1 protein-coding gene is annotated in these 1,615 nt (G+C 39.5%); it reads right to left on the reverse strand.

What is annotated here, in order from left to right; genetic code table 11:
- Window positions 1–381 precede the first annotated feature (381 nt).
- Window positions 382–1,503, reverse strand: a complete 1,122-nt coding sequence (locus tag C1E99_RS14410) for an IS110 family transposase (RefSeq protein WP_105207862.1) — start codon at window positions 1,501–1,503, stop codon at window positions 382–384.
- Window positions 1,504–1,615: the final 112 nt, after the last annotated feature.

Genomic DNA, 1,615 nt, shown 5'->3' on the forward strand with positions numbered 1-1,615 from the left:
AAAACTGATATGTAAAGCCCTTTGTCAAGTAAAAACAATCGAACTGATAAAAAAATGAAAAGTATCTAGAAAGAGCCTAGTTCTTAGCTTCGGGCATTGGCCACTCTGATATTCGTGGATTGGTTACCTACAGGTCAATGGTTCTGCCGCGAGTCCTACCATCTAAATGGGTGGATTGTCTATGTACCACATAGTTTTTTCGTAGATGACTCAAACCTTGAAGTCCTAAACTCCTTCAAGATACTTTTCATTCAAACATGATGTCAATCCTTATTTCTGTCCAAATTCACCCAGTGATTTTGGATAGAAATAGGGATTCCTCATCGCTCTGCGATGATAAAACTTAATTGTCAAAAGTGTACATGAAAACAAGTGCTAACTTTAAGCTATTCTTTCTGTCATCATCCCCCAAATAAAACCGGATAATTCCCGTGCAATAGCTGTTTTAGCAACATTTTGTTTCTTATTTTTTCCTAGAACAAGTGTGCGATAACGTCGTCTTAAGCGTTCATTAGCCTTATCCGCATAAGCAATCACTTCCACTCGATTTCCACTTTGTCTCCTTTTCAATTCTTTGGATTTATATCCAATAGTTCCCTTAGTCAATGATTGTGCAGCTTCTATCAGAAGTCGTCTTACATGGCTATTACCAGCTTTGGTGATAGCACCTCTTCTCTCCTTGTCGCCACTAGAGTTTTCGCTAGGAGTCAGCCCAAGATAAGAAGCAAACTGTTGAGCTGTCGCAAAGCGATTAAAATCTCCGATTTCTGTCACAATGGAAAGAGCAGTTAGTGTTTTAATTCCAATAAAGCAAGAAAGCCGTGAGACCTTCTCTTGATAACTGTCGCTTTGACCCAGTTGCTCAATTCGTGCATCATACCGTTCTATTTGATCTACTAATTTCTCATAGGTCAATAGATATTCTGTCAAAATCTCTGCGTAAAGTCCCTCAGGATTTAGGGAACGGAGCCAGCGGACATGTTTCTGTGTCCAATGATTGCTTCCCTCGGTATAGCGAAAATCATGTCGGAGACAGAAGGCAAGAATTTGTTGTTTAATTTTCTTCAGAGCCACTTTGTGATCTGTTCTCATACGGATATATTCTTTGACTTGTTCATCCTCAGCAGTAGGAATATGGACAGGTCGATAGCTACGAAAGGCCAGAGCTTTTGCGAGCTGAGCCGCATCTTTCTTATCAGTCTTGACACGCTTAGATCCTTCCTTCATCACCGTTGTAGGTGCCATCACGATACAGGGAATCCCGTGAGCTTGTAGCTGGTGATATAGGGTAAATCCAAGACATCCAGCTTCATAGCCACATAATACTTCTGTATCTTGACCATACAAGCGACGAAGCTCATTCACATAGTTCACAATATAGCTAACATTTGGACCAACTTTAGTGCTATGTTTGAATTGATTGGTCATCATATCATAATAGCAGAGTGAAAAACTTTCTTTGTGAACATCCATTCCGATGAAAAGTGTGGTAAAATGAAACATATAAGACCTCCAATTGAGTGTGATAATTCCTGTTAGAAGTTGATTGTTTTTTTATTCTAGTGTACAGGTAAATCCACGAATTCTCAACTGGGGGTCTTTACATATTGTCTAA

Origin of the sequence: Streptococcus suis (genome assembly GCF_002964045.1) — a bacterium.
In the GTDB taxonomy this organism is placed as follows: domain Bacteria; phylum Bacillota; class Bacilli; order Lactobacillales; family Streptococcaceae; genus Streptococcus; species Streptococcus suis_U.

Excerpts from the sequence above, each read along its gene's own strand:
- C1E99_RS14410 (WP_105207862.1), bottom strand. The coding sequence starts at position 1,503 with ATGTTTCATTTTACCACACTTTTCATCGGAATGGATGTTCACAAAGAA.